Source organism: Isoptericola halotolerans, from assembly GCF_013149785.1.
In the GTDB taxonomy this organism is placed as follows: domain Bacteria; phylum Actinomycetota; class Actinomycetes; order Actinomycetales; family Cellulomonadaceae; genus Isoptericola; species Isoptericola halotolerans.
In genome coordinates, this window is record NZ_JABEZU010000001.1 from 1,377,908 (window position 1) to 1,404,336 (window position 26,429).

Below are 26,429 nucleotides of genomic sequence, written 5' to 3' on the forward strand. Positions count from 1 at the left end.
CGTCGGTCAGCCGTAGATCGCGTCGATTTCGTGGGCGAAGTCCTTCACCACGGCCGAGCGGCGCACCTTCATCGAGGGCGTCAGGTGTCCCCGGGACTCGGTGAGGTCGCCGTCCAGCACCCGGAAGGTGCGGATCTGCTCGGCACGGGAGACCGTCGTGTTGGCGTCGTCGACCGCGGCCTGGACGGCGGCGAGGACGTCGGGGTGGTCCCGCACGTCGGCGGCGGGCGCCCGGGGGATCCCGCGCGCGGCGAGCCAACCGGGCAGCAGCTCGGCGTCGAGCGTGACGAGCGCCGCCACGAACGGTCTTCCGTCACCCACCACGACGACCTGGGACACGAGGGCGTGCGCACGGACCCGGTCCTCCAGGGGTGCCGGCGCGACGTTCTTGCCACCGGCGGTCACGATGATCTCCTTGGCACGCCCCGTGATCCGTAGTCGACCCGACTCGTCGAGGCTGCCCAGGTCGCCGGTGCGGAGCCAGTCGCCCGTGAAGGCCTCCGCGGTGCCCGCGGGGTCGCCGGCGTAGCCGCGCATCAGGTGCGGGCCACGGACCAGCACCTCCCCGTCCTGGGCGATCCGGACCTCCGTGCCGGGGAACGGTGGTCCGACCGTCCCGATCGAGACCGCACCCGGCAGGTTCACCGCCGTCGGCGCCGTCGTCTCCGTCAGGCCGTAGCCCTCGAGGATCGTCAGCCCCGCCCCGCGGAAGAAGTGTCCGAGCCGCTCCCCGAGCGGCGCGCCGCCGGAGATGACGTGGCGCACCCGGCCGCCCAGGGCGGTCCGCACCCGCGCGAGGACCAGACGGTCGGCCAGCGCGTGCCGCACCCTCAGCGCGAGACCCGGCCCGCCGTCGTCCTGGGCACGGGACCAGGCGACCGCGGTCTCGGTGGCCCAGGCGAAGAGCCGACCCCGCCGACCGCCGCCGGCGGCCTGCTCGGCCGAGTGGTAGACCTTCTCGAGCACGCGGGGGACCGCGAGGAGGTAGGTCGGGCGGAAGTCGTGCAGGTCCGCGACCAGGTTCTTCACGTCACCGGAGTGCCCGACGACGGTGCTCCCGGCGACGGCCGCGACCTGGATGAGACGTGCGAAGACGTGCGCGAGCGGCAGGAACAGCAGGGTGCGCGCGTCGCGGGCGGCGACCACGTCCGGCAGCGCCTGCTGGGCGTTGAGCGCCAGGTGGCAGAAGGCTCGGTGCGTGAGCTCGGCCCCCTTGGGGCGCCCGGTGGAGCCCGAGGTGTAGACGATCGTGGCGAGGTCGTCCGGGCCGACGGCGTCACGGCGGGCGAGCAACGAGCGGTTCGGCACGCTGCGCCCTGCGGACCTCAGCGTCGCCAGCGCGGCGTCCTGGGCACCGCAGGAACCTCCGTCGAGCACGAGGACACGCTCCAGGTCGGGCAGGTCGGCGTCGACCTGCCCCACGGCGTCGGCGTGGGCGGGGGTCTCGACGACCGCGAGGCGGACACGCGCGTCGGAGAGGATCCAGTGCACCTGCTCGGGGGAGCTGGTCTCGTAGACGGGCACGGGGACGGCCCCGGCCGTCCAGATCGCGAAGTCGAGCAGCGTCCACTCGTAGCGGGTGCGACTCATGATCGCCACCCGGTCGCCCGGCTCGACGCCGTGCGCGACGAGCCCGCGAGCCACCGCGAGGACGTCGGCGTCGAACTCGTGGGCGGTGACCGGGACCCAGGAGGAGCCGTCGCGACGCTCCAGGAGCGTGCCGTGACCGGTCCGGGCGACGCGGTCGGCGAGGAGGGTGGTGATGCTGGTGCCCTCGGGCACGTCCACGAGGCTGGGCGTCGCGGCATGGTTCATCGGGAGTGTCTCCGGCTACGGCGGGATGGCCCCGGGCGCGGAGCCTGCAGGACACTACACCGTCGAGGTCACATACCGGTCACGCGCCCTGGGCCCGAGCGACGACCGTAGGATCAGGGCATGGCTCAGCCCTTCGACGAAGCTCCCGTTCCCGAGACCGGCCGGGCGCTGCCCCCCGAGATCCTCGCGCTGCGCCGCACCATCGACAATATCGATGCTGCGCTGGTGCACCTGCTGGCCGAGCGGTTCCGGGCGACCGAGCGGGTGGGAGAGCTCAAGGCGACCGACGGGTTGCCGCCGGCGGACCCGCAGCGGGACCGCCAGCAGATCGAGCGCCTCAAGACGATCGCGTCCGGGGCCGGGCTCGATCCACAGTTCGCCGAGGCGTTCCGGAACTTCATCGTCTCCGAGGTGATCCGCCATCACGAGCGCATCGCCGCCGAGCACGAGGCCGGGAAGCGCGCGGGCAACGCGCCCCCGCTCGACACCTACAGTTGAAGAGCACCGTGGTCTGAAGCACCGTGATCGCGCCGTGCTCGCGGCGCGGGTGGCGCGCCGAAGGGATCCGTCGCACGCTGGGAGGCACAGTCGACCGACGCGAGGGAGACCCTGCATGACGATTGAATGGATCAAGCCCCTGGTCGGCCACCCCGGCCCGTTCGCGACCGTCTACCTGGACGCGACGCGATCGGTCGAGGCGGGCGACAAGGACGTGGCCAACCGCTGGCGGGCCATGCGCAAGAACCTGGGGAAGCAGGGCGCACCGGACGGTGTGCTCGACGACCTCGACGAGGCGGTCAGCCGCCCCACCAGGGTCCGTGGCCCGCACGGGAGGGTGCTCATCGCCGATGCCGGCGGCGTCCTCGTCGACCGGGTGCTCAGAGAACCGCCCTCGGTGATGGCCGCCGTCTGGCACCGTGTGCCGTCGCTGCTGCAGGCGGCCCGGTCGGCCGACCAGGCGGTGGACGCCCTCTGCGTCGCCGTGGACCGCCAGGGTGCGGACTTCTTCGCCGTCGCCACCGACGGGACCCGCCTCGGTGAGAGCGAGGCGTTCGAGGGCGGTCACGACCAGGTGTCGAAGACCTCCAGCACGTCGACCAAGCGCGCGACGATCGAGTCGCGCGCGGAGGACTCGTGGCGTCGCAACGCCGAGGCCGTGGCCGGCGAGATCGACCGGCGCGTCGCGTCCGAGCGGCCCGAGGTCGTGCTGGTCACCGGAGACGTGCGTGCGGTGCCCCTCGTCCGCGGTGCGCTCGGCCAGCAGGCCTCCGAGGTGACGGTCGAGGTCGCCGGAGGTGGTCGTGACGCCGGGGTGCACCAGGAGTCGTTCGCCGAGGCGGTGGCCGACGCGCTGGACTCGTTCCGCGCGCGACGCAGCGAGCAGGTGCTCGCGGAGCTGCGCGAGGGCCTGGGACGTGACAGCGGGGCCGTCGCCGGTGTCGAGGACGTCGTCGAGGTCCTCTCGCGAGGACAGGTCAAGCACCTCGTGCTGTCCGAGCAGCTGGCCGACGACGCGGCCCGTGCCCTGCGGTCGTGGACGGACGGCGCCGAGAACGGCCCGGACACGAGCACGCTCCTCAACGGCCGGCAGGTGTGGATCGGCCCGGAGCCGCTCCACATCGGGATCGCCAGGGCGCAGCTCGAGGGCCTGGGCGTGACCGAGGGCCTCGAGGAGCTGCCCGTGGCCTCCGCGCTCATGCGGGCGGCCGTCGGCCAGGACTCCGGGCTCGTCTTCGCCCCGGAGGGATCGGTCGAGCTCATGGACGGAGTCGGTGCGACGCTCCGGTGGGAGGACGGGGGCACGCCGCACGAGTCGGCCGCGTCGATGAGTAGCGACGGGGCGCGCCTGCGGGCCCTGTAAGGCTGTCGAGCCCGGGAGGAGGGTCCGGCGCACGGTCGCGTTCACGGGCGCTGCGCGCCCTGCACTTCGCGTCTGACGACCGTGCGCCGGCCCCTCCTCCCGGGCTCTTGCGTGCCTCGGCCCCCGTCAGCCGCGGGGCTTCTTGGCGGGCGGCTCGCCGAGCTCGTGCTCGACGACGACGATCCCGCCCTGCACGTCGAGGTCGCCCTGGCCCTCGGCCGCCTCGACGAGCTCGAGCTCGCCGGTGGCGCGGCCGGCGCCCCGGATGTCGTCGAGCGCGGAGGTCACGCCCGGCAGGAGGGCGGCCGGCACGGCGACGGTCCCCGACAGGATCGGCGTCTTCATCGAGACCTTCGCGGCCGACTTGAGCTTGCGCAGCGCGGCGAGCGCGTGCCCGGCGGCCGCCAGGTCGAGCGCGTCCGCGCCGGCGGCGGCGGACCGCAAGGGCTCCGCCGTCGGCCACTCGGCGCGGTGCACCGACCCGGCGCGCCACCAGGACCAGACCTCCTCGGTCGCGAACGGGATGAAGGGTGCCAGCAGCCGCAGCATCGCGTCGAGTGCGATCGCCAGCGCGGTGCGCGCCGAGACCGTCTCGGCCGACAGCTCGTCCGCCGAGGCACCCGCCCCGTAGGCGCGGTCCTTGACCAGCTCGAGGTAGTCGTCGCAGAACGCCCAGAAGTACGACTCGGTGATCTCGAGGGCGCGGGTGTGGTCGTACGCCTCGAGCGCGGCCGTGGCCTGGTCCACGACATCGGCCAGGCCGGCGAGCATCGCGCGGTCGAGGGACACGGTCACGGCGGCGGGATCCAGGACGATCTCGCCGGTGCCGGTCTGCGGGTCCACGCCGAAGGTCAGGGCGAACTTCGAGGCGTTGAGGACCTTGATCGCCAGGCGGCGTCCGATCTTCATCTGCCCGACCTCGAAGGCCGCGTCGGTGCCCAGGCGGGCGGCCGCGGCCCAGTAGCGCACGGCGTCCGAGCCGTGCTCGACGAGCAGGTCCATCGGGGTGACGACGTTGCCCTTGGACTTGGACATCTTCTTGCGGTCCGGGTCCAGGATCCAGCCGCTGATCGCCGCGTTCTTCCAGGGCAGGACGCCGCACTCGAGGTGCGAGCGGACCACCGAGGAGAACAGCCACGTGCGGATGATGTCCTGCCCCTGCGGGCGCAGGTCCATCGGGTACACGCGGTCGAACAGGTCGGCGTCACGCTCCCAGCCCGAGACGATGAGCGGGCTCAGGGACGACGTCGCCCACGTGTCCATCACGTCGGCGTCGCCCACGAACCCGCCGGGCTCGCCGCGCTGGGACTCGTCGTAGCCGGCCGGTGCCTGGGACGTCGGGTCCACCGGCAGCTCGGCCTCCGACGGCGTGATCGGGTGTGCGTGGTCGACCTCGCCCGAGTCGAGCAGCGGGTACCAGACCGGCACCGCGACCCCGAAGAACCGCTGGCGGGAGACGAGCCAGTCGCCGTTGAGCCCGCCGACCCAGTTCTCGTAGCGCACCCGCATGAAGTCGGGGTGGAAGTCGAGCTCCTTGCCGCGTGCGAGCAGCTCGCTCTTCAGGTCGCGCCGGTCCCAGTCGCGACCGCCGTTGCGGATGTACCACTGGCGGGAGGTGACGATCTCGAGGGGCTTGTCGCCCTTCTCGTAGAAGTTCGTCATGCGCTGGGTGGGCTTCGGCTCGCCGTCCAGGTCCCCGGACTCCACGAGCGCCTCGACGACCGCCTTGCGGGCGCTGAACGTCGTCTTGCCCGCCAGGCCCTCCGCGTAGAGGCCGGCGCCGGGACCCTCGGCGATCCACGGCGGGGTCTCACGGGTCAGGCGGCCGTCGCGCCCGACCACCGAGCGGGTGGGGAGCTGCAGCTCGCGCCACCACTGCACGTCGGTGAGGTCACCGAAGGTGCAGCACATCGCGATCCCGGCACCCTTGTCCATGGCCGCGGCAGGGTGGGCCACGACCGGCACCTCGACGCCGAACAGCGGGGACGTGACGGTGGTGCCGAACAGGTCCTGGTAGCGCTCGTCGTCGGGGTGGGCGATGAGGGCCACGACGGAGGGCAGGAGCTCGGGGCGGGTCGTCTCGATGTACACGGGCTCGCCCGCGCCGTCGGCCCCGGCGCGGTGGAACGCGACCCGGTGGTAGTGGCCGGGGTACTCGCGGGCCTCGAGCTCGGCCTGGGCGACCGCCGTCTGGAAGGTGACGTCCCACAGACCGGGGGCCTCGGCCTGGTAGGCCTCGCCGCGCTCGAGGTTGCGCAGGAACGCGCGCTGCGAGGCGGCTCGCGAGGTCGCGTCGATCGTCTGGTACGTCTGGGCCCAGTCGACGCTCAGCCCGAGGCGACGCCAGAGCTCCTCGAACTGACGCTCGTCGTCGGCCGTGAGGCGCTCGCAGAGCTCGATGAAGTTGCGGCGGCTGACCGGGACCTGGTCGGCCGGCTTGACGGCCTTGCCCTCGGTGCCGGTGTGCGGGGGCTCGAAGCCCTCCACGTAGGGCAGGGACGGGTCGCACCGCACGCCGAAGTAGTTCTGCACGCGCCGCTCGGTGGGCAGGCCGTTGTCGTCCCACCCCATCGGGTAGAAGACCTCCTTGCCCCGCATGCGCCAGAACCGGGCCACGACGTCGGTGTGCGTGTAGCTGAACACGTGACCCACGTGCAGCGACCCGGAGACCGTCGGCGGCGGGGTGTCGATGGAGTAGACCTGCTCGCGGGTGGCGGTGCGGTCGAAGGCGAAGGTGCCCTCGGCCGCCCAGCGCTCGTCGAACTTCTGCTCGAGCCCGTCCGTGCTGACCCTGTCCGGCACCTCCCGGACCACCGCACGCACGACGTCGCCGGCTACGTCGCCGACGGAGCCGCCGGTGGCCGGGGTCGTCGCGAGGGTCTGCTCGGGCGCCTGCTGCGCCGGGGAGGTCGGGAAGTCGCTCATGGTCACACATTGTCCCAGATCTGCCGGGGCGGGCCGACGGGTTTCAGCACGTGAGCGCCCTCCGCGCGGACTGGCGCCGCGCGCCATTCTCTGACTAGAGTCAGAGACCATGACCGCCAGCGCACCCGCCCCTGACCCCGTCGACGTCGTCCGTCGGTTCAACCGCAGCTACACCCAGCGGGTCGGCGCCCTGGACGAGTCCTTCCTCGGGTCGGGGATGCCGTTGGGCAGGGCGCGGCTGCTGTACGAGATCGGGGTCGAGCCCGGCACCACGCAGGACCTGCGCACCCGGCTGGGCCTCGACTCCGGGTACCTGAGCCGCCTGTTGCGGGACCTGGAGGCGGACGCGCTGGTGACGGTCGAGCCGGACCCGGCCGACCGGCGTCGTCGGACCGTCGCACTGACCGACGAGGGCCGCCAGGCGTGGGGCGACCTCGAACGGCGTTCCGCCGAGCGGGCCCGCGGGTTGGTCGAGCCCCTCACCGCCCGGCAGCAGTCGCGTCTCGCGGCGGCGCTCGCGGAGGCGGACCTGCTGGTTCGTGCCGCCACGATCGAGCTGGAGACCGTCGCGCCCGCCGCGGACCTGGCCCGCCGTGCCGTGCGGGCCTACGTCGACGAGGTCGGGGCGCGCATCGGCGGGACCGGCACCTTCGACGCCGACGAGGCGCTCGCCGACGACGCAGCGCGCCTCGTGGCGCCCCGCGGCGCGTTCGTCGTGGCGACGTCGGCCGGGTCTCCCGTCGCCTGCGGCGGGGTCCAGACCCTCGGGCCCGGTGTGGGCGAGATCAAGCGGATGTGGGTCGACGACGCGTGGCGCGGTGCCGGGCTGGGGTCGCGACTGCTGCGGCACCTGGAGCAGGTCGCCCGCGAGCTGGGGCACACCGAGCTGCGGCTCGACACCCACGAGGCGCTCACCGAGGCGATCGCGATGTACGAGCGCGCCGGCTACCGCCGCATCGAGCGGTACAACGACAACCTGCACGCGACGCACTTCTTCTCCACCGAGATCCGTGAGTTCCCGAGACGCGGGGTACCGGGTAGGCGTAGGGTCGGGCCATGTCTGCCTCACCCGACCTGACCATCGGCTACGCCGCGATGCTCGAGCAGTTCCACCCGACGGAGGTCGTCGACCTCTCGGCCTACGCGGAGGAGCACGGCTTCACGGGCGTGATGGCCGCCGACCACTTCCAGCCCTGGGTCCCTCAGCAGGGGCACGCGGCCTTCGTCTGGAACGTCCTGAGCGCGCTCGGCGAACGGACCCGTGGGGACCTGGGCCCCGGCGTCACCGCCCCGACGTTCCGCTGGCACCCGGCCATGGTCGCGCAGGCCTCGGCGACGCTCGCCGCCATGTACCCCGGGCGTCACTGGCTGGGCCTGGGCTCCGGCGAGGCGCTCAACGAGCACGTCACCGCCGGCTACTGGCCCGAGGCGCCCGAGCGCATCAACCGCATGTTCGAGGCCATCGACATCATCAAGAAGCTCTTCACCTCCGGCCTGGAGGGCAAGGACGTCAAGCACTCCGGGCAGTTCTACAAGATGGAGTCGACCCGGTTGTGGACCATGCCGGAGGTCGCCCCGGAGATCCTGGTCGCCACCGCGGGCCCGGTCACCGCCAAGCGTGCCGGCAAGCACGCCGACGGTCTCATCACGGTCGGTGCCCCGCTGGAGAAGATCGAGATGCTGTTCGGCCGCTTCGACGCCGGCGCCCGCGAGGTCGGCCGCGACCCGGACACCATGCCGAAGGTCCTGCAGGTGCACATGTCGTGGGCCGAGACGGACGAGGAGGCGCTGACGAACGCGATGACGGAGTGGCCGAACGGGGGCATGAAGTTCCCCAAGGCCGACATCCGCTCGCCGCACGACTTCGCCCAGATGGCCAAGCTGGTCCGTCCCGAGGACTTCGAGGGACGCATGGTGATCTCGGCCGACCCGGACAAGCACCGTGAGGCCATCCAGAAGTACGTCGATCTCGGGTTCGACCGCATCTACCTGCACAACGTGGGTCGCAACCAGCGTGAGTGGATCGAGACCTTCGGCCGCGAGGTGCTGCCGAAGCTCGTCCGGTGAGCCGCCCTGGTCCCCGGCAGGGGGAGGGGGCGCTCGACGGTGCCCGGTTGACGCTCTGGGCGCCGGACGGGTTGGCCGAGGTGCGCCCGGGCGACGACCTCGCGGCCCTGGTGGGCGATCTGCTGGCGAGCGACGCGGACCGCTCCGGCGATCGCCTGGCGGAGGGCGACGTCGTCGTGGTGACCTCCAAGATCGTCTCCAAGGCCGAGGGGCGGGTCGTGCGCGCCGCGGACCGCGAGCAGGCGATCACGGACGAGACCGTGCGGGTGGTCGCGGTACGTGAGCGGCCGGGCGGCCTGCCGCCGCTGCGCATCGTGGAGAACCGGCTCGGGCTGGTCATGGCCGCAGCCGGGGTCGACGCCTCGAACACCCCGGAGGGCACGGTGCTGCTGCTCCCCGAGGACCCGGACACCTCCGCCCGGGCACTACGTGCCGCGTGGCGAGCCCGCTTCGGCATCGACCGGCTCGGTGTGGTCGTCACGGACACCGCCGGACGACCCTGGCGCGAGGGCCTGACCGACATCGCCGTCGGCGCCGCGGGCCTCGCCGTGGTGGACGACCTGCGTGGCGGGACCGACGCTCACGGGCGACCCCTGTCGGTGACCGTCGCCGCGGTGGCCGACGAGATCGCCGCCGCGTCCGAGCTCGTCCGCGGCAAGGCGAGCGGACGGGCCGTCGCCGTCGCGCGCGGCGTCGGGCGGTACGTGCTCGCCGGCCACGGCCCGCAGGGTGACGGTGCCGGGGCGCGGAGCCTGGTGCGCGGCGGCCCGGACGACCTGTTCCGCGAAGGGAGCGCGGAAGCCTATGCCCGCGGTCTGGCGGACGGGCACGACCTGCCGCGATGACCCGGGAGCCCCGGGTGCCCGGCGGAGGAAATGCCCTCGATCGACGGCATCCCGTTCGCTAGCGTGGCCGGCATGCTGCCCCAGGAGTGGATCGAGCACCGGCGTGCGGAGGACCGTGAGCAGGTCGGGTGGATCCGACCCGACGGCGAGGACTGGGTCGCCGTCTCGCTGCTCGGGCACGAGCTGACCGGTCCGGTCGACTGGCTCGCTGCGGAGGAGGCGCTCGACGGCGCGACCCTGGCCTGGTTCGCCGAGGTGTGGATGCTCGAACGACCGGGGCGCGAGCCGCTGCGCGTCCGGCTGGTCGAGGTCACCCCCGACGGTGTGGTGGTGCAGACGGACGACTTCGGCGCGATCGACGTGCCGGTCGAGAGGTTCACGCTGCCGTGGCCGGCGCCGGAGGAGCTGCGGCCCCGCCGGGCCGGCGACCCGGACGGACGGACCTTCCCCGCCTCAGGGCGTCACGGGTGACGGCTCGCCACCCGTGATGCGGACCAGCTCGTCGAACGACGTGGGGAACACGGTCCGGGCATGGCCGGCCGCGGCCCAGACCACGTCGAAGCCCGCCAGGGCGACATCGACGACGGTCCGCACGGGCGCGGGGTGCCCGAGCGGTGCGACCCCACCGATGACCTGGCCCGTCGCCTCCTTGACGAGCTCCTTCGGCGCGCGGCCGACGCGACCGCCCAGGCGGTCACCGAGGAAGGCGGTGTCCACGCGGTGAGCGCCGGAGGTCAGCACGAGCAGCGGCTGGTCGTCGAGGGTGAATACCAGGGAGTTGGCGATCGCTCCCGCCTCGACGCTGAGGGCGTGGGCCGCGGCGGCGGCCGTGGTGGCGGCCTCGTCGAACCAGCGGATGCCGTCGGCGGCGGAGACGGCGCCCTCGGCCACCAGAGCGGTGCGGACCCGGTCGACGGCGGGGTGGGACGTGGAGGTGCTCATACGCCCGCAGCGTAGTGCGCGGGGGGCGCGAGGGTGTCCCCTTTTTCTGCTGCCGTCGCCGCTGTGGGCGCTACCGGCTACCGTCACGGGGTGAGTGCCGGGCACCAGCGCCCGGTCGAGGAGGGAAGACGCACATGACGCAGCACGCGACCAGCGTGACCGGTGACCGGGTCGGGTTCGACCGCTACGGTGACGGCGGGCCGGCCGTCGTCTTCGTCGCCGGTGCAGGACCGTCCCGCGCGACGGACCCGGTCACCACCGCGACAGCACGGCTGTGCGCCGAGCAGGGGCTGACGACGCTGGTCTTCGACCGTCTCGGTCGGGGGGACAGCCCCGCCGACGGGGTGCTCGACCTGGATCGCGAGCTGCACGCCCTCTCGACGATGATCGACGTCGTCGGACCGCCCGCCGTGCTGGTCGGTCACTCGTCGGGGTCGGCGATCGCGCTGTGCGCCGCGGACGCCGAGCTTCCGGTCTCGGGCCTGGTCCTGTGGGAGGCGCCGCTCTCCGAGCCGGCCGACGACGTCGCCGTGTGGATCACCGAGTTCGAGCGCCGGCTCGACGCCGAGGACTACGTCGGTGCCACCGAGCAGTTCATGAAGGACATGCCTCCGCAGTGGTTGGAGGCGCTGCGGGCCGCGCCCGACTTCGAGGTGCTCGCCCGGGCGTCGGCGACCCAGCGCGCCGACGGGCAGGCCCTCGTGCGGGCGACCGACCTCGTCGAGACGGAACGGCTGCGCGAGCTCGCCATCCCGGTGCTCGCCGTGCACGGCACCCGCACCTTCCCCGAGATGCCGGTGGCGGCGGAGCGCATCGTCGCAGCGGTCACCCGGGGTGCGGTGGACGAGGTGGCCGGCGCGGACCACTCCTGGCAGCCGGAGGCGATGGCGGAGCGGATCGCCCGGTTCGTCCGCGAGGAGGCCTGACCGACGAGGGCTCCGTCCGGCGCGCTATCTCGCGCCGTCCTCCTCGAGCTCGTCCGTCACCACGGTCCCGTCTGTCTCCACGGTCCCGTCGGAGGTCGCGGGATCACCGTCCGACGGCGGCAGGGACGTCGGGGTCCGCTCCGGTGCACGGACGGACGGTCCGTCGTCGACGTCGTCGCCCGAGAGCCAGCGCAGCCAGTCGTTGCGCGGGTCGCCCTCCAGCACCAGGGCCCGCACCAGCAGGGTCAGCGGGATGGCGAGGATGGCGCCGAGCGGGCCGATCACGAAGGTCCAGAACACCACGGACACGAAGCTCAGCGTGAGGGACAGCGAGACGGCGTCCGCCACGAACTTCGGCTGCACGAAGACCTGCAGGACGACGTTGACGACGCAGTACACGGCCACGACGGCCAAGGCGAGCTGCCAACCCCCCACGACGAAGCCCATGACCACGGGAGGGACCAGCCCGAGGACGAAGCCGATGTTGGGGACGAAGTTGGTGACGAAGGCGAGGATCGCCCAGATGGCGGCACCGGGGACGTTCAGCAGCCACAGGGCGACCCCGTCGACCAGTGCGACGACGGCGCCGAAGGTCGCGTTGACGACGTAGTAGCGGCGTACGCCGGAGCTGAACCGGGTGGCGCGGTCGATGGCGTCCGCCCGGGTGGCACCGAACCGGTGCTGCGCCGTCGAGTAGCGGGCGCCGTCGGCCGCCATGAAGACGGCGTAGGCCAGGACGAAGAAGAACGCGGTGCCGACGGTCACCACCGTGCCGCTGACCGTCCCGGCCACCGACAGGACGTTCGCCGGCTGCAGCCAGGAGGTCACGGTCTCGGTGACCTGGGTGTCGATGCCGGTGGCCACGAGCTGCGCCTCGATGTCGGACACCGACGCGGCGAGCTGCGGGATGTAGCTCTGCACGAGGGCGGCGAACCGGAAGCCGGCCCACACCAGCATCGCCAGCAGCGCGGCGAGGATGAGGTAGGCCACGACGATCACCACCGTGGTCGCCGCCCAGCGCGGCCACCCGCGCGACTCGAGCGGGAACCGCACGGGGTGGCAGATGATGACGATCACCGCGGCCAGGAAGAGCGGCGCCAGCACCCCGGCGGCAGCATGGACGGCGGCCAGGACGACGGCGCCGCTCGCCAGGACGAGCAGGGTCCGCGCGGCAGGGGAGAGCCCGACGTGCGTCGGTGTCGGCTCGGTCTGGGCGCGGGGAGTCGAGGTCACGCGTCGACCCTAGCGGGCGCCTCCCCGACCGCCAGCCGGGTGACCCTGCTCCCCGACGCGGTGACGCTCCCGCACCGGGCATATGCTGCCGGGAACGGGTCGAGCGTGAGGTGGTGCCCGATGGTGCGTGGCGAGGTGGTCCGGTACGACGCGATCAAGGGCTACGCCTTCGTCGCCGCCGACGAGCTGGACGAGGACGTGTTCCTGCACGTCAACGACATCGACTTCGACAAGACGCTGATGGCGGTCGGCACCGTGGTCGAGCTGACCCACGAGACGGGGGACCGCGGCCCCCGGGCCCTGAGCGCCTCGCTGGTGAGCTCGCCTGTCGCCGACGCGGCGCACGCGGCGCTCGGCGGAGAGCCCGTACGGCGTGCGGACGCGGGCCAGCGGACCGAGCGGGCCCCGGGCCAGCGCCCGCACGACGGGTTCGCGGACGTGCTGTCGGCCGGCGAGCTGCGTGCCGAGCTGACCGAGCGGCTCCTGGCGTCCGCGGGCGACCTCACGGGGCGACAGGTCCTGGCTGTCCGGGGCGCCGTCGAGCAGCTCGCGCGGTCCCACGGGTGGCTGGACGCCTAGGACGCGCGCTACATCCACTTCTTCCAGCGGAACACCGCGAAGAGGCCCACGCTGACGGTGATCATCGCCAGCAGTGCCAGCGGGTACCCCCACTGGGCGTGCAGCTCGGGCATGACGTCGAAGTTCATCCCGTAGACCGAACCGACCAGGGACGGGGCGAAGATGATCGCCGCCCAGCCGGAGATCTTCTTGACCTCGTCGCCCTGCTTGATCGAGACCTCGGTGAGGTGCGTCATCTCCTCGTTCTGCCGTTGGGCCACCAGGGTGGCGTTCACCGTGAGGATGTCGCGCAGGACCACGCGGAAGGTCTCGACCGACTCGGCCACCTCGATGAGGTGGTCGGCGACGTCACGCAGGTAGGCCTGCAGCTCGTCGTCCACGTGATACTTCTCGGCGCCCTTGGCCAGCGACTGGCAGACGTTCTGCAGCGGGCGTACGGCACGCTGGAAGTCGACGACCTCGCGGGAGAGCTCGTAGATGCGCCGCGACACGGACTTGTCGCCGGAGAAGACCTCGGACTCGATCTGGTCGATGTCGAAGTCGAGGCCGGAGATCACCGGTGCGTAGTCGTCGACGACGCGGTCCATGATCGCGTAGAGCACCGCCTCCGGCCCGCGCGAGAGCATCTGCGGGGTGGACTCCAGGCGTGCGCGGACGGTGGCGAGGTCGGGGGAGTCGCCGTGGCGGACGGAGACCACGAAGTCCGGGCCGACGAACAGGTGCAGCTCGGAGAACTCCACCTCCTCGATGGAGTCCAGGTACCGGGCCGCGTGCAGCACGACGAACAACGTGTCGCCGTACCGTTCGATCTTCGGGCGCTGGTGCGCCTGGATGGCGTCCTCGATGGCCAGCGGGTGCAGGTCGAACTCCCGGGCCAAGGCTGCCAGCTCTCGCTCGTCGGGGCGCTCGAGGCCGATCCAGGCCATCCCGTTCGGGGTCGACCGCAACGTGCGGAACGTGTCGGCCAGGCGGGTGAACGACGCCGTGCGGTGCCCGTCGCCGTCGTACACCGCGGCCGCGACGATGGCGGACCGGGACCGGGGCCGGATCGGCGTCGGGGTCGCGGGCTCCGGGGTCGCAGCGGGAGCACCGCGTCGGGGCCGCAGCGCGCCGAGGACCTGGCGAGGGCGTGCGGAACGGGGAGAGCTGAAGGCCATGAGGGACTCCCAGGCGTGCAGGAACGATGGTCTGCGTGCTGTGGATCCCGCGACTGAGGTGGCTGGGCACCGGGGCGCGTTCAGGGACGGCGGCGTCGTCCGGCGCAGGGCGCCGGACGGTATCGAGCCGAGGTCAGTCGCGGCTCGGACTACTAGGAGGCTCGCTGCGGGTCATGCGCGATACCTCCTTCGCGGTCGGGCAGCACGGGCGACTGCGTGCACGGGGCCTCGGTCAGTGTACTCCCGCGCGCACGACGGCGCCCGGAGGCAGTTGCGTGACCTGGCCCACCGCCGCGAGTCTGGGCTCAGCGCAGCCGCACGGACAGACAGGTGACGCAGCCCTCGAGCTTCTCGAGCTCGGTCACCGGCGTCGTGACGACCTCGAGGCCACGGGAGCGGAACAGATCGGCGCTGCGCGGCGCGCTGGCGGACATCAGGACGGTGCCCTCGTCGAGGACGACGACGGCGTTCCCTTCCGGCTCGGGGACGGGCAGGAACCGGTCGAACAGCTCCGGGTCGTCCACCTCGGGCGGGTGCCCGACGACGGTGCCGTCCGGCAGGGCGGTCACGGCGCTCTTGAGGTGCAGGACCCGGGTGACCGGCACCGTGACCACCTGCCAGCCACGGGGCGAGAGGAGGTCGCGGAGCGCGGCGATCCCGTCGTCGTTCGTCCGTGAGCTCCGGCCGACGTAGACGGTCCGGCCGATCTTCAGCACGTCCCCGCCGTCGAGCGTGCCGGGCGCCTCGATCTCCGCGACCTCGAGGCCCAGACCGGTGACGGCGGGACGGAGCGTGGCCAGCTCGCCGCGGCGCGAGGCCGCACCGGGCCGCCCGAAGACCGCCAGGTCGTCGAAGACGACGACCCCGTCCTCGACGAACACGCCGTCCGGGTGCTCGTCGGCCGACGGCACCTCGCTCACCTCCCAGCCGCGCGCACGGAAGACGCCGACGTAGCCCTCCCACTGGCGACGGGCGAGCGCCGGGTCGACGGGCACGCGGTCGAGGTGGGTGACCTCGCCGTCGGCGAGCTGCGGGGACGGCGGGCGGACGAGGAGGCGCGGCATGGCCCCAACCTAGCGGCGTGGGTCGAGCACGGACATCCCGGCGCGCGGCGCGTCCCGCAGAGCCGGCAGCAGGTCGGCGGCGACGTCCATGCCGACGACCTGTCCCACCAGGTCCTGGGGCCGCAGCGTCCCGTCCGCGACGAGCGCCAGCATCTCCGGGTAGTCCGCCGCGGCCATGCCGTGGGAGCCGAGCACGTCCAGCTCGAAGGCGATGACGCGGTCCATCGGCACCCGTGGGTGCCCCGCCGCGGCGGGCAGCAGACCCACCTGCACGTGCCGGCCCCGGCGGCGCAGCGAGTGGACCGCCGTCGCGCACGTCGTCTCGGTGCCGACGGCGTCGAGCGCCACGTGCGCGCCGCCGTCGAGCACCTCGTGGACCCCGGCCACGACGTCGGTGCCGGGGTCGGCCAGCACGGTGTGCTCGGCACCGGCCCGCCGAGCCGCCTCCAGCGCCCGGGGGTTCCGGTCGACGGCGACGACCTGCGCCCCGCGGGCGGCCGCCACCATCACGGCACTCAGCCCTACCCCGCCGGCACCGACGACGACGACACGCTCACCGGCGCGCACCCTCGCCCGGTGCACCACCGCTCGGTAGGCCGTGGCGAAACGGCAGCCGAGGCTCGCCGCCGCCACCGACGTGACGCCGTCGGGCACCGCGACCAGGTTGTGGTCCGCGGCGTGCAGCACGACCTCCTCGGCGTACGAGCCGTGGTGCGTGAAACCTGGCTGGGTCTGGTCAGGGCACACCTGCGCATCCCCGTCGCGGCACCAGGTGCACCGGCCGCAGCCGCAGACGAACGGCGCCGTGACACGGTCGCCCACCCGCCAGCGTCCGACGCCGGCACCCACCGCGGCGACGGTGCCCGCCAGCTCGTGGCCGGGAACGTGGGGGAACGCCGTGATGTCCGGGTCGTGGCCCGCCCACGCGTGCCAGTCGGACAGGCACAGGCCGGTCGCGTGCACCTGGACCACCACCCCACCGTCGGGCGCAGCAGGCCGGGGCAGCTCCCGCACCGAGACCAGGCCTCCGAAGCGGTCGAACGCCAGGGCGCGCATCGGGCGGCTCACCCCTCGGCGATGCGCCGGACCGCCGCCAGCGTGGCGGGGATCCCCTCGTGGGCCATCCGAGTGCGGGCCTCGATCTCGGCGTCGGCGTCGTCGCCGTAGCGCTGGGCGAACGCGGCCAGGCCCTCCGGGGTGAACTCCCAGGACTCGGTGAGCACGGTCGCCCGGCCGTCGTCGCGGGACTCCAGCGTGTAGGCCCAGCGGACGAAGCCCTGCCCGACCACCCAGGCGAACTCGCGGCCCGGGTCCGCGACGACGACCTGCGACCGGGTCTCCCACGTGCGGTCCGGTGTCTCGTTGCGGCCAGTGAAGTGCGCGCCGCTCCGAGGCGGCTCCCCGGGACCGGGGGCCTCGGCCTCGTCCCACCAGCACTCCTTGCACACCGGTGACCACTCCCCGGTGCGGGTGACGTCCGAGACGAGGGCGTAGACCTCGTCCGGGGTGGCGGCGATCTCGATCGACTGCGCGTGGGTCCGTGCGGTAGTCATGCCCGCGATGATCGCACGGCCGAGACCGGGGCCGTGTCGCGGTGCTGCCCGACCGACAACATGTCGTCGCCCGACGTTCACCCTGCCGGACCCCGACGTTTGCCCCGAGCAGGCAGCGTGCGGGTCAACGCTCCCGAGCCGAAGGTGTCCCGTCGCATGCCGTCGTCCCGCCAGCCCTCCGTCCGTCTGACATCGACCCTCATCGCCATCAGTCTCGTCACCGGAGGGCTCGCCGCCACGGCGCTCCCGGCCGCGGCGGCCCCGGAGCCCGGCGACCCGCCCGCGGCGGACCTGCCCTGGCCGCTGGTCGTCACCGAGATCGCCCCCGACAACACCGGGCCCGACCACTTCGAGTTCTTCGAGGTCACCAACACCACCGACGCGCCGGTCGACCTCGCCGAGCAGGCGTTCACGTACGTCTTCACGCACGAGGGCACCTCGGGCAGCGACAAGCCGCTCGACCTCACGGAGTCCTCCGCCGTCGTCCCCGCGCGCGGCAGCGCCGTGCTCTGGCTGCAGTACTCCACCTCCACCGTCGACAGCTTCGCCCGGAGCGACGACGACTTCCGTGCGGCCGTCGGCGCCGACGACGACGTGCTGCTCTTCCACGTCACCGGGCAGGCAGGCATGGCCAACACCGGGACCCGAGGCATCCGCGTCGACACCTCTGGCGGGCAGACCAGCTGGTCGGTGTACGACCGGGTCTCGGCCGCGCCCGACGTCTCGACGCACTTCGCGGTCCCCGCCGACCCGGACGCGGGTGGCACGGTCGAGCTGTCCTCGGGGCCGTTCACGCCCGGGGTCGTCGACCCCGCTCAGCTCATCCCGACCGAGCCGGAGCCCGAGCCGGGACCGGAGGTCCCCGTGCAGGGCCCGCCGCCGCCGACCGACCCGGGCCTGGACGCCCCCGTGCTGCAGATCACCGAGCTGGCGCCCGACACCGCGAACGTCGGTGGCGCCGACGCCTACGAGTTCATCGAGGTCTACAACGCCTCCGACGCGCCGGTGCCCTTCGGGGAGCACTCGATCGACTACCTCTACCTCGACGGCAGCCACCAGGTCACCAACAGCACCGTGTGGCCCGCGACGCCGCACGACCCGGTGATCGAGCCGGGGAGCACGCTGGTGCTGTGGGTCAAGAACGGCGCGAACGACGGCCTGACCGCGGCGGACTTCAACGCGCACTTCGGCAGCCGGCTGACCGCGGGCGTCGACCTGGTGGAGATCCACTCCGCCGGGATGGCCAACGGTGGCCAGCGAGGCATCCAGGTGACCACCAACACCGGGCACGTCGTCTCGCGAGCCGACTACATGACCGACGACCAGACCGTGGCCGACCGTCCCATCCAGTACCGGTGGGACGAGGGCACGACCCAGACGCTCGTCGGCACCGGTCTCGCCACCCCCGGGTACGCCTCCCCGGACCAGGTGCCGGACGCCCTGGTGGCCACGCCCGAGGACACGAGCGCCCCGGACATCGCCGACCTCACCGACCACGGCCCGGGTGCCGACGGCCTCGCGCTGGCGTTCGACGTCACCGACGACCGCCGGGTGACCACCGTGGAGCTCACCCTCGCCACCGACGTCGGTGAGCCGAGCACGCGGCTGCTGCGCTTCGACGAGGAGGGGCGCTACACCTACGCCGTGCCTGCCGTCGACCTCTACGGCAAGGCCTGGGTCGAGTACACCCTCACCGCCTCGGACGGCACGGGCACCAGCACGCTCGGTCCGGTCCGGATCGACCTCCTGGACGGTGAGCGCGCACCGCTGCGCCTCAACGTCACCGACGGTCAGCACGTCGCCGGCCAGACCTGGCTGGCGGCGACGACCATGGGCGACCCCCGCGACGTGCGCCTCGCCGTCGACGGCCAGGAGGTGGGCGACCCGACGCCCTCGCTGGAGGCGCCGGCGATCTTCGCCTTCGAGGCGACCAGCACCGACGCGTTCTTCCGCAACGGCGTCAAGCTCGGCGACGAGGTGCTGACGATCTTCGACGAGGGGTTCTACGACCGGGTCGAGACGGTGGCGAGCGACGTGCCGCTCGACCGGACGGTCGCGGGAGAGAGCCTGACCCTCGGCATCTACGCCGGTACCAAGGCCTGGCCGGAGCCGGACCCGGACGAGAACAACGACGACTTCAGCGCCTACGACCTCCGTCTCGCCCTCCCCGACGGGCGGGTGCTGCTGCCCGAGAGCTGCGCGGGGGCGGGCGAGGGCCAGGAGGAGACCGCGCGCCCCTGCCCAGGCCCCGGCGAGCGCGTCCGCTTCTCCGACGCCGACCAGGTGTACTTCACCGCCACCTTCACCGTGCCCGACGACGCGTTCGACTCGATCGCGTACGCGTGGGACACCACCGCGGTGGACGACGGCGAGCACGTCGTGTCTGCGACGGCGGGGGAGGAAGCGGTGACCCGGACCGTCGTCGTCGACAACACCGCACCACGGATCACGACCGCGCTGCGCGACGGCGAGACGTACCGGGGCGAGGTCGTGCTGGACGCCGAGGCGTCGGACGCAGGCTCCGGGCTCGCGTCCCTCACCGCGACCCTGGACGACGTCGCCGTCGAGCTCCCGCACACGACGAGCTCGCTCGTGCTGGACCCGGGCGAGCACACGTTCGTCGTGCGGGCCGAGGACGAGCTCGGCAACACCGCCACGCGGACGGTGGTGTTCACGACGCCGGACGAGAGGCCGGGCGTGACGCTGAGCGAGCCGCAGGACGGTGCCGTCGTGGCCACCGGCGACGTGCCGTTGGCGGCGACCCTCGAGACGGCCACGGGAGACGCGGTGGACGTCGAGTTCCGTCGGGGCTTCACGTTCGACGCCACGGACGCCGAGGTCGGCGTCTTCGCCGGGACGACGACCGACGCCGCCTCCGTGGACCGCGACCACCGGGACGACGGGGACAGCGACGAGATCAGCTCCGACACCGAGCTGCCGTACCAGCTCTTCACCCTCGACGTGCCCGAGGAGGCCGGTGACGAAGGGCAGGTCCGTGTCGCCTGGTCCGGCTCGGCGAACCCGGACGCCAAGGTGCTGCTCTCGGTGCTCGACACGTCGGACGGGACCTGGCGCGAGATCGACCGGCACGTCACGACCGACGGCGAGGTCGACGTCGAGCTGGGCGGCACCGTGCCGCTGGCCGACCACGTCCAGGACGGCCGGGTGACCGTCCTGGTGCAGCACTCGGAAGGGTTCGCCGGCACCGCCCGCTCCGCGCGCGAGGACAACACCCCATTCCACCCGGACGCCACGCCCCGCTCGGAGTACGACTTCACCATCGGCTGGGAGTCCGACACCCAGTACTACAACGACAACGAGGGGCGGCCCACCGACGGCTCGGGCGAGGAGTGGTACTCCCACCAGGAGGCCATCCACGAGTTCTTCCTGGACCGCCGCGACGAGCTCAACCTGCAGTACCTCATCCACACCGGGGACGTCGTCGACGACTGGGACCAGGAGCACCAGTGGCTCAACGCCGACCCGACGTACCGGACCCTCGACGAGGCCGGGCTGCCGTACGGCGTGCTGGCCGGCAACCACGACGTCGGCGGGGCGCTCGCCGACTACTCGGCGTTCTCCCAGTACTTCGGAGCCGACCGGTTCTCCGGCAACCCGTGGTACGGCGGCGACCACCAGGACAACCGCGGTCACTACGACCTGATCAGCGTCGAGGGCGTGGACCTGCTCCTGCTGTACATGGGCTGGGCCCCGGGTGACGACCAGATCGACTGGATGAACGAGGTCATCTCGCGGTACCCGGAGCGCAAGGTGTGGCTCAACCTGCACGAGTACATGCTCACCACCGGCGGGCTGGGGCCGATCCCGCAGCGCATCCTCGACGAGGTCGTCGCGCCGAACCCGAACGTCGTCCTGGTCAGCTCGGGCCACTACCACGACGCCTACACCCGCACCGACGCGTTCGACGACACCGGCGACGGCCTCCCCGACCGGACGGTCCACTCGATGCTCTTCAACTACCAGGGGCTGCCCGAGGGCGGGCTCGGGTACCTGCGGCTGCTGCACTTCGACAACGCCGGCGAGCGCATCATGGTGCGGACCTACTCGCCCTCGCTCGACGTCTTCGACTCCGACGACCCGGCGCTCAACGACCCGCCCGGCATGCAGGACTTCGAGATCCCGTACGCCGCGCTCGGGCTGGAGCCGAGCACGAAGACGCTGGCGACCGACGCCATGACCTTCGACGTCCTGACCACGGAGACGATCGACACGGTCACGGCGGTGGCGAGCGGCGAGACGGCCCGAGGCACCTGGTCCGGCGTGGGCCCGGGCGAGCACGGATGGTTCGTCCAGGCCACGGGACCCTACGGCGGGGTCACCGCGTCGACGGTGCGGACCTTCACGGCCGAGGAGGTTGCCGGGCCGTCGGTGCGTCCCGGCACGCCGATCATCGTGGTGCCAGGTGGTGACGGCCCCCGGGTCGGCAAGCCCGTGCGCGTGGACCCGGGGAGCTGGACGCCCGGGACCCGGCTGACCTTCGTGTGGCGGGCCGACGATGAAGAGGTCGCCGCCGGCAAGGGGCGGACCTACCGCCCGACGGCGGACGACGTCGGCAAGCGGCTCACGGTCGAGGTGACCGGCACCAAGAAGGGGCACCGGCCGGCGACCGCGACGTCTGAGGAGACCGCCGCGGTGGTGGGCCGGCGCTGACCGTCAGGGTGCCGAGCGCCCGGGGGGCCGGCACGATCCACGCGGATCGTGCCGGCCCCCGGACGGTCGGTGCTGCGGTGGTCAGCCGAGCGAGGCGACCTCCTCGGCGGTCAGCGCACCGGTGTAGACCTGCAGGTCGTCGACCGATCCCTGGAAGGGGACGTCCCACCAGTTGACGCCGAGCGCGAAGACGCCGTTCGACGTCGTGAAGACGTTCGGGAAGCCCGCGCCGGTGTGCACGACCTCGCCGTCGAGGTAGATCGTCACGTCGCCGCCGTCGACGGTGAAGACCACGTGGGACCACTCGTCGGTGGGGAGGCGCGTGCCGACGTCACCGTCGTAGAACTGGGTCGAGCCGGACCACAGCATCGTGTTGTTCGCGCCGAAGCCGACCTCGGGCACGAGGCTCACCCAGCTCGTCTGGTTGCGGGCGCCGAAGAACGCCGTGGTGAAGGGCGTCCGGCGCTCGGGCTTCAGCCACAGGCTCACCGAGTAGTGGTGCCCGCTGATCAGACCGTCGGGAAGCCGGACGCCGCTCGACCCGTCCAGGACGAGCGACTGCCCGCGGACGCCGTCGTCGAAGGAGACCTGCCCCCCGGCGCTGTCGATCCGGTCGCCCGTGACGGTCCCGGCCGCGACGGCGTCGTCGACGGCGGTGAGGTCACCGTCGAACGGGAAGTGCGCGACCAGCCCGGGGGCGGGCAGGGCGGCGACGGTGAGCTCGAAGTCGACGGAGCCGGAGACGCGGCCGCGGGCGACCTCTGCGGTCAGGGTGACCGGCACGTCCTCCTCGGTGCGTGTCACCGTGCCGTCGGGGGCGACGGCCTCGGGGTCCGACGACGTCCACCGGACCGTGGCGTCGTGGGTGCCGACCGTGGGCAGGTCGAGGTCGGCGACCACCGGGGTGGGGACCGCGAGGTCGGCCAGGACGGCGTCGACCACCTGGCGGTCGGTCATCGGAGCCTGCGCGCTGCCCCACAGCGGCACGCCGTCGTCGCCGACCACGCTGAACGTGGTGACCCACGCCGCGGCGGTGGGGTCCCACTCGCGCGAGAACACGCCGTCGGACTCCGCACCGCCGAGGCTGAGGTGGAGGCGGTTCTTGGCGGACAGGCGCCAGCGACCGTCGACGGCGCCGCTGACGCGCCCGTTCTGGTGCAGCGTGACGGTGCTCGCCCGGCGGATGTCGGCGGTGATCGCCTTGTCGTGCTCGATGAACCGGTAGTCGCCCACCACCTGCTTGCGCAGGAAGTGGTCGGTGTCGTTGCCCCCGGCGTAGCGGTAGGGGGCGGCGACGGGCCAGCCGTCGGCGTTGAAGGACATCTCGTGGACGCGGATCTGGTGGAACTCGCCCATCTCGGGGAACCGGCTGTGGAAGATCAGCAGCATCTCACCGGTGTCGGGGTCGACGTAGGTGGTGTTGTGGCCGGGGGAGACCTTGCCGTCACCGATCCCGGTGCCCGGTGCGCCGACCTCTCGCTGGAACTGGTAGTTGCCCATCACCTTGACGCCGTACGGCTCGATGGTGGCGTCGTCGAAGATCGGCAGGTCGGGGTTCGAGCGGACCTCGCGCATGTCGTGGCCCTCGGCGTCCTCGAAGGGTCCGTCGGGGTTCTCCGACCGCATCACCCGCATGTTGTACCCGGAGTCGGCGTCCAGGCCTCCGAACGAGGTGAACAGGTAGTAGTACTCGGTGTCCGGGTGGTACATCATGGCCGGGCCCTCGATGCGGCTGTGGTTGCCGCCGGTGAGGTGCGTGCCGTAGCCCTGGTCGGGCAGCGGGAACCCCGTGGCGGGGTCCAGCTCGAGGACGAAGATCCCGCCGGAGAAGGAGCCGTAGACCATCCACAGCCCGCCGTCGGCGTCGTAGAAGACGTCGGGGTCGATCGCGTTCGGGTGGATGCGGGCGTCGTAGGTGGTGCCGTCCTCGCCCGGTCCCTCGCCGTCGCGGTGACCGGACCGCAGGACGATGCCGAGGTCCTCGTAGGGGCCGTCGACGTCGTCGGCCACCGCGATGCCCAGGGCGCTGCGCGGGGAGTCGCCGCGGCAGGCGTTGTAGTACATGTAGAACTTGCCGTCGGCCTCGAGCTGGATGACGTCGGCCGCCCAGAGGGTGTCGGTCTCGGCCCACTCGAACGCCTCGGCGAGCTCGACGGTGACGTCGTCGAACAGCGGGTTCTGCGGGGTGACGTGGTTGGCCACCTGCTCCCACTGCAGGAAGTCCTCGGTCTTGGCGGCGGCCAGGTGCGAGCCGAAGACGTAGTGCTCGTCGCCGACGGTGACGAGCGAGGGGTCGTGGGTCTCCGCGTCGGCGAAGACTGGTGGTGGCGGGTCGGACGGCGCGGGCGGTGCGGCGTTCGCGGTGCCCGTCGCCACGGCCGCGAGCGGCAGGGCGAGGGCGGCGGCGGCCGTCAGGGCGGCGATGCGTCGTGACCGGCTGCGGGTCATGGCGGCTCCTTGGTGTTCAGCGTCGAACGGAGATCCGTCGTCGGATCCGTGGTACATCGATGTAGAAGGTGAGATTACATCGATGTACCACGGGTGGGTCAAGAGGGCGGGCGAGACCGCGACCGACGCGACGGCCGGGCTATCCCGGTGGGGTGACGGCCAGGCCCGGGCGCCAGGCCCACGCCTGCCAGACGACGACGGCGTTGAGCGCGACGCCCGCGACGATGAGCAGGTTGTCGTAGAGGCCCGGGTAGGGCAGCCCGGCGAGGTTGAGGACGGCGAGCAGCACGGCGGCGACCAGGGTGGTCCAGCGCAGCGGTCCGGCCGGGGCGAGCAGGGAGAGCATGATCATCGCGACCGGGACGAGCATGACCACGGCGGCCAGCGTCCAGGTCCAGCCCGCGACGGGACGGCCGTCCATCTCGCCGGGCCGGAAGTCCCCGGCGAAGATCCTCAGGACGTCACCCAGCAGGTACACCAGCATCAGCGAGATCCAGCCGCCCGCCAGGACGATGCGCGAGGGGTCCATGCCGCCTCCTCAGGGCTTGAGCACGATGTTGCCGACCTTGTGCCCGGCGTCGATCCGGGCGTGCGCTGCGGCGAGCTCGTCCAGCCCGACGACGGCGGTGACCACCGGTGACAGCACGCCGTCGGCGACGAGCCGCAGGAGCTCGGCGACGTCGGCGGGCTTCTCGGGCGCGGGGCCGGAGCGGACCCGCCCGACCGAGGCGAGGGTCTGCCCGAGGCTCGCGGCGATCAGCAGCAGGACCCCGTCGGGCGCGATCAGCCGGCGTCCGGTCCGCAGGTTCAGCGCGCCGACCGTGTCGACGACCACGTCGAAGCGGCCGGCGACGTCGACCGGCGCCGTGGTGGTGCGGTCGATGACGTGGTCGGCACCGAGTCGCGCGACCAGATCGAGGTTCGGGGTGCTGGTCATGGCGGTCACGGTGGCGCCGAGGTGGCGGGCGATCTGGACGGCGCTGGTACCGACCGCGCCTGCCGCGCCGGTGACGAGGACTCGGGACCCGGGAGCGACGGTCGCCCGGCGGCGCAGGTAGTGCCACGCCGTCGTGCCCCCGAACAGGACCGCGGCGCCGTCCTCGTCGGTGACACCCGCCGGGAGCGCGACGGCGCGTGCGGAGGGCACAGCGACGAGCTCGGCGTGCGTACCGAGGCGCGTGCCGGTCATCCCTGCCACCCGGTCACCGGGGGACAGGTCGGTGACCTCGGCGCCCACCTGCTCCACGACGCCGGAGTAGACGCCACCGAGGATCGGACGGCGGGGTCCCCGCAGCCCGACGGCGAGGCGGGCGAGCGGGCCGAAGCCCGCCGGGAACCGGGCGCCGCGGAGGCGGGCGTCCGCACTGGTCACCGCCGCCGCGTGCACTCTCACGAGCACCTCGCCGCGGCCGGGCACCGGGGTCGGGACGTCGCGGACCGTGACGACGTCGGGTGGGCCGTACCGCTGGACGATCGCTGCGCGCATCGCTGCCTCCCTGACAGGTGTAAGGCTGATGGTTCACTGTAGTCTTACGGCTGTAAGAACGGCAAGGCTCGAGGAGGACTGGTGTGGCACGGGCGGTGCTGAACAGCGCACGGATCGTCGAGGCGGCCGTCGCCGTGGCCGACGACGGCGGGTTGACGGCCGTGAGCATGCGCCAGGTCGGCCGACGGCTCGGGGTGGAGGCGATGTCGCTCTACCACCACCTCGCGAACAAGGATGCGTTGCTCGACGCGCTCGCCGACTGGGTCTACACGCAGGTCCGGCTCCCCGCCGTCGGCGACCCGTGGCGAGCGGCGATGGCGGCGCGCGCGGCCTCGGCGCGACAGGTGCTGGCCCGGCACCCGTGGGCGTTGGGGCTCGTCGAGTCCCGTCGCACGCCCGGACCGGCCCTCCTGCGCCATCACGACGTGGTGCTGGGCTGCCTGCGCGCGGGCGGCTTCCCCGTGGCCATGGCGAGCCAGGCGTTCGCCACCATCGACTCCTACGTGTACGGGTTCGTCCTGACAGAGCAGAGCCTGCCGTTCGCCGCCTCCGACGACGTCGAGGAGTTCGTCGACGAGATGGAGCTGCCCCAGGACCGGTACCCCCACCTGGCCGAGATGGTGTCGGAGCTGGTGGTCGGCGGTGGCTACCGGTTCGCCGACCAGTTCGACGACGGCCTGGAGCTGGTCCTGGACGGCCTGGAGCGGCGGCTGACCGAGCGTCGCCCGGCCGGCCGTCGCCTGCCTCCTGCCTGAGCAGGAGGCGGTCCGTCACTCGGCACGTCCCGCTCGGATCGGCCGCTGCAGCTGCCGACCCGAGTCCAGCCTGCCGATCGGAGGCGCGCCCGGCGGTGCAGT

At 72.7% G+C, this 26,429-nt stretch carries 21 protein-coding genes; 10 read left to right on the forward strand and 11 right to left on the reverse strand.

Annotated features, from left to right (window positions below):
* Nucleotides 1–6: 6 nt before the first annotated feature.
* Nucleotides 7–1,815, reverse strand: coding sequence for an AMP-dependent synthetase/ligase (locus HDG69_RS06525; RefSeq protein ID WP_171782873.1), 1,809 nt, complete (start codon nucleotides 1,813–1,815; stop codon nucleotides 7–9).
* Between the two features lie 120 nt (nucleotides 1,816–1,935).
* On the opposite strand from HDG69_RS06525, the gene HDG69_RS06530 reads away from it, so the two are divergent.
* Together HDG69_RS06530 and HDG69_RS06535 are read left to right on the forward strand one after the other, a co-directional pair.
* Nucleotides 1,936–2,313: a chorismate mutase gene (locus HDG69_RS06530; RefSeq protein ID WP_171782874.1), complete on the forward strand. Its 378-nt coding sequence runs from the start codon at nucleotides 1,936–1,938 to the stop codon at nucleotides 2,311–2,313.
* A gap of 115 nt (nucleotides 2,314–2,428) precedes the next feature.
* The gene (locus HDG69_RS06535) at nucleotides 2,429–3,676 is read left to right on the forward strand and encodes a baeRF2 domain-containing protein (RefSeq protein ID WP_171782875.1); all 1,248 of its coding nucleotides are present in this window, start codon (nucleotides 2,429–2,431) and stop codon (nucleotides 3,674–3,676) included.
* A 126-nt stretch (nucleotides 3,677–3,802) separates the two neighbouring features.
* Here the strand turns inward: HDG69_RS06535 and valS are convergent, their stop codons facing one another.
* Complete coding sequence (valS, locus tag HDG69_RS06540; RefSeq protein WP_171782876.1) at nucleotides 3,803–6,601, reverse strand: valine--tRNA ligase; 2,799 nt, start codon at nucleotides 6,599–6,601, stop codon at nucleotides 3,803–3,805.
* A 109-nt stretch (nucleotides 6,602–6,710) separates the two neighbouring features.
* On the opposite strand from valS, the gene HDG69_RS06545 reads away from it, so the two are divergent.
* From HDG69_RS06545 to HDG69_RS06560, 4 genes are all read left to right on the forward strand, one after another.
* Nucleotides 6,711–7,679, forward strand: a complete 969-nt coding sequence (locus HDG69_RS06545) for a bifunctional helix-turn-helix transcriptional regulator/GNAT family N-acetyltransferase (protein ID WP_171782877.1) — start codon at nucleotides 6,711–6,713, stop codon at nucleotides 7,677–7,679.
* Nucleotides 7,658–8,668: a TIGR03557 family F420-dependent LLM class oxidoreductase gene (locus HDG69_RS06550; protein ID WP_171782878.1), complete on the forward strand. Its 1,011-nt coding sequence runs from the start codon at nucleotides 7,658–7,660 to the stop codon at nucleotides 8,666–8,668. The genes HDG69_RS06545 and HDG69_RS06550 overlap by 22 nt, the downstream gene beginning before the upstream one ends.
* The gene (gene cofE / locus HDG69_RS06555) at nucleotides 8,665–9,513 is read left to right on the forward strand and encodes a coenzyme F420-0:L-glutamate ligase (RefSeq protein ID WP_343036291.1); all 849 of its coding nucleotides are present in this window, start codon (nucleotides 8,665–8,667) and stop codon (nucleotides 9,511–9,513) included. Before HDG69_RS06550 ends, cofE begins: the two co-directional genes overlap by 4 nt.
* 72 nt (nucleotides 9,514–9,585) lie before the next feature.
* Nucleotides 9,586–9,984, forward strand: a complete 399-nt coding sequence (locus HDG69_RS06560) for a hypothetical protein (RefSeq protein ID WP_171782879.1) — start codon at nucleotides 9,586–9,588, stop codon at nucleotides 9,982–9,984.
* Here the strand turns inward: HDG69_RS06560 and HDG69_RS06565 are convergent.
* Nucleotides 9,967–10,455, reverse strand: a complete 489-nt coding sequence (locus HDG69_RS06565) for a YbaK/EbsC family protein (protein WP_171782880.1) — start codon at nucleotides 10,453–10,455, stop codon at nucleotides 9,967–9,969. The genes HDG69_RS06560 and HDG69_RS06565 overlap by 18 nt on opposite strands.
* Nucleotides 10,456–10,589: 134 nt before the next feature.
* On the opposite strand from HDG69_RS06565, the gene HDG69_RS06570 reads away from it, so the two are divergent.
* Nucleotides 10,590–11,381, forward strand: a complete 792-nt coding sequence (locus tag HDG69_RS06570; RefSeq protein ID WP_171782881.1) for an alpha/beta fold hydrolase — start codon at nucleotides 10,590–10,592, stop codon at nucleotides 11,379–11,381.
* 24 nt (nucleotides 11,382–11,405) lie between these two features.
* Here the strand turns inward: HDG69_RS06570 and HDG69_RS06575 are convergent, their stop codons facing one another.
* Nucleotides 11,406–12,614: an AI-2E family transporter gene (locus tag HDG69_RS06575; RefSeq protein ID WP_171782882.1), complete on the reverse strand. Its 1,209-nt coding sequence runs from the start codon at nucleotides 12,612–12,614 to the stop codon at nucleotides 11,406–11,408.
* A 120-nt stretch (nucleotides 12,615–12,734) separates the two neighbouring features.
* On the opposite strand from HDG69_RS06575, the gene HDG69_RS06580 reads away from it, so the two are divergent.
* Nucleotides 12,735–13,193 carry a cold-shock protein gene (locus tag HDG69_RS06580; RefSeq protein ID WP_171782883.1) on the forward strand — a complete coding sequence of 153 codons (459 nt, stop codon included), beginning with the start codon at nucleotides 12,735–12,737 and terminating at the stop codon, nucleotides 13,191–13,193.
* An 8-nt stretch (nucleotides 13,194–13,201) separates the two neighbouring features.
* On the opposite strand, the gene corA is transcribed toward HDG69_RS06580, so the two are convergent.
* The 4 genes from corA to HDG69_RS06600 all read right to left on the reverse strand — a co-directional run bounded on the left by corA (nucleotide 13,202) and on the right by HDG69_RS06600 (nucleotide 16,967).
* A complete protein-coding gene (corA, locus tag HDG69_RS06585; protein ID WP_171782884.1) occupies nucleotides 13,202–14,350 on the reverse strand; it encodes a magnesium/cobalt transporter CorA in 1,149 nt (382 codons plus the stop codon).
* 305 nt (nucleotides 14,351–14,655) lie between these two features.
* Nucleotides 14,656–15,414 carry a dimethylargininase gene (gene ddaH / locus HDG69_RS06590; protein WP_171782885.1) on the reverse strand — a complete coding sequence of 253 codons (759 nt, stop codon included), beginning with the start codon at nucleotides 15,412–15,414 and terminating at the stop codon, nucleotides 14,656–14,658.
* 9 nt (nucleotides 15,415–15,423) lie between these two features.
* Entirely contained in the window at nucleotides 15,424–16,470 is a 1,047-nt protein-coding gene (locus HDG69_RS06595) for a zinc-binding dehydrogenase (protein ID WP_171783222.1), read from the reverse strand.
* A gap of 8 nt (nucleotides 16,471–16,478) precedes the next feature.
* Nucleotides 16,479–16,967 (reverse strand): SRPBCC family protein, encoded by a 489-nt coding sequence (locus HDG69_RS06600; protein ID WP_171782886.1) that lies wholly within the window; start codon nucleotides 16,965–16,967, stop codon nucleotides 16,479–16,481.
* A gap of 156 nt (nucleotides 16,968–17,123) precedes the next feature.
* On the opposite strand from HDG69_RS06600, the gene HDG69_RS06605 reads away from it, so the two are divergent.
* Nucleotides 17,124–21,638, forward strand: a complete 4,515-nt coding sequence (locus HDG69_RS06605; RefSeq protein WP_171782887.1) for a lamin tail domain-containing protein — start codon at nucleotides 17,124–17,126, stop codon at nucleotides 21,636–21,638.
* Nucleotides 21,639–21,719: 81 nt separating this feature from the next.
* On the opposite strand, the gene HDG69_RS06610 is transcribed toward HDG69_RS06605, so the two are convergent.
* From HDG69_RS06610 to HDG69_RS06620, 3 genes are all read right to left on the reverse strand, one after another.
* Complete coding sequence (locus tag HDG69_RS06610) at nucleotides 21,720–24,086, reverse strand: LamG-like jellyroll fold domain-containing protein (RefSeq protein WP_171782888.1); 2,367 nt, start codon at nucleotides 24,084–24,086, stop codon at nucleotides 21,720–21,722.
* A 139-nt stretch (nucleotides 24,087–24,225) separates the two neighbouring features.
* Nucleotides 24,226–24,615 (reverse strand): hypothetical protein, encoded by a 390-nt coding sequence (locus tag HDG69_RS06615; protein WP_171782889.1) that lies wholly within the window; start codon nucleotides 24,613–24,615, stop codon nucleotides 24,226–24,228.
* Between the two features lie 9 nt (nucleotides 24,616–24,624).
* Entirely contained in the window at nucleotides 24,625–25,572 is a 948-nt protein-coding gene (locus HDG69_RS06620; RefSeq protein ID WP_171782890.1) for an NAD(P)-dependent alcohol dehydrogenase, read from the reverse strand.
* A gap of 83 nt (nucleotides 25,573–25,655) precedes the next feature.
* On the opposite strand from HDG69_RS06620, the gene HDG69_RS06625 reads away from it, so the two are divergent.
* Nucleotides 25,656–26,327: a TetR/AcrR family transcriptional regulator C-terminal domain-containing protein gene (locus HDG69_RS06625; RefSeq protein WP_171782891.1), complete on the forward strand. Its 672-nt coding sequence runs from the start codon at nucleotides 25,656–25,658 to the stop codon at nucleotides 26,325–26,327.
* Nucleotides 26,328–26,429 lie beyond the last annotated feature (102 nt).

Excerpts from the sequence above, each read along its gene's own strand:
- HDG69_RS06525 (WP_171782873.1), bottom strand. The coding sequence starts at position 1,815 with ATGAACCATGCCGCGACGCCCAGCCTCGTGGACGTGCCCGAGGGCACC.
- HDG69_RS06530 (WP_171782874.1), top strand. The coding sequence starts at position 1,936 with ATGGCTCAGCCCTTCGACGAAGCTCCCGTTCCCGAGACCGGCCGGGCG.
- HDG69_RS06535 (WP_171782875.1), top strand. The coding sequence starts at position 2,429 with ATGACGATTGAATGGATCAAGCCCCTGGTCGGCCACCCCGGCCCGTTC.
- valS (WP_171782876.1), bottom strand. The coding sequence starts at position 6,601 with ATGAGCGACTTCCCGACCTCCCCGGCGCAGCAGGCGCCCGAGCAGACC.
- HDG69_RS06545 (WP_171782877.1), top strand. The coding sequence starts at position 6,711 with ATGACCGCCAGCGCACCCGCCCCTGACCCCGTCGACGTCGTCCGTCGG.
- HDG69_RS06550 (WP_171782878.1), top strand. The coding sequence starts at position 7,658 with ATGTCTGCCTCACCCGACCTGACCATCGGCTACGCCGCGATGCTCGAG.
- HDG69_RS06560 (WP_171782879.1), top strand. The coding sequence starts at position 9,586 with ATGCTGCCCCAGGAGTGGATCGAGCACCGGCGTGCGGAGGACCGTGAG.
- HDG69_RS06565 (WP_171782880.1), bottom strand. The coding sequence starts at position 10,455 with ATGAGCACCTCCACGTCCCACCCCGCCGTCGACCGGGTCCGCACCGCT.
- HDG69_RS06570 (WP_171782881.1), top strand. The coding sequence starts at position 10,590 with ATGACGCAGCACGCGACCAGCGTGACCGGTGACCGGGTCGGGTTCGAC.
- HDG69_RS06580 (WP_171782883.1), top strand. The coding sequence starts at position 12,735 with ATGGTGCGTGGCGAGGTGGTCCGGTACGACGCGATCAAGGGCTACGCC.
- corA (WP_171782884.1), bottom strand. The coding sequence starts at position 14,350 with ATGGCCTTCAGCTCTCCCCGTTCCGCACGCCCTCGCCAGGTCCTCGGC.
- ddaH (WP_171782885.1), bottom strand. The coding sequence starts at position 15,414 with ATGCCGCGCCTCCTCGTCCGCCCGCCGTCCCCGCAGCTCGCCGACGGC.
- HDG69_RS06595 (WP_171783222.1), bottom strand. The coding sequence starts at position 16,470 with ATGCGCGCCCTGGCGTTCGACCGCTTCGGAGGCCTGGTCTCGGTGCGG.
- HDG69_RS06600 (WP_171782886.1), bottom strand. The coding sequence starts at position 16,967 with ATGACTACCGCACGGACCCACGCGCAGTCGATCGAGATCGCCGCCACC.
- HDG69_RS06605 (WP_171782887.1), top strand. The coding sequence starts at position 17,124 with ATGCCGTCGTCCCGCCAGCCCTCCGTCCGTCTGACATCGACCCTCATC.
- HDG69_RS06610 (WP_171782888.1), bottom strand. The coding sequence starts at position 24,086 with ATGACCCGCAGCCGGTCACGACGCATCGCCGCCCTGACGGCCGCCGCC.
- HDG69_RS06615 (WP_171782889.1), bottom strand. The coding sequence starts at position 24,615 with ATGGACCCCTCGCGCATCGTCCTGGCGGGCGGCTGGATCTCGCTGATG.
- HDG69_RS06620 (WP_171782890.1), bottom strand. The coding sequence starts at position 25,572 with ATGCGCGCAGCGATCGTCCAGCGGTACGGCCCACCCGACGTCGTCACG.